At 52.0% G+C, this 275-nt stretch carries 1 pseudogene; it reads left to right on the forward strand.

What is annotated here, in order from left to right:
• A pseudogene (locus AAEY83_RS14775) lies at positions 1 to 275 on the forward strand (thioesterase family protein); the annotation flags it as partial.

Genomic DNA, 275 nt, shown 5'->3' on the forward strand with positions numbered 1-275 from the left:
CTTGGCAACTGCTGACCCAAGATACTCATGTGATTGCTGGCATTGAAGATTCAGTTGCGCTTTATCAGCCGGAGCAATTACCGGAGTGGACGGAGATGCACCGCTGGCCTGGCGGTTATATCCAAACGTTAAAGCTGGCATCAGTGCCCAATCGCCGTCCCGGTTGCGGCATGGTTTGGGTGACCACTGACATCGATATGATAGCAGGCGTGCCAACGGATGATTTAACTCATTTGATGGGTATGGTTGATACAGCGAATGGCATTGTGCCGCGT

It is taken from the genome of Psychrobacter sp. TB20-MNA-CIBAN-0197, assembly GCF_040309765.1.
In the GTDB taxonomy this organism is placed as follows: domain Bacteria; phylum Pseudomonadota; class Gammaproteobacteria; order Pseudomonadales; family Moraxellaceae; genus Psychrobacter; species Psychrobacter submarinus.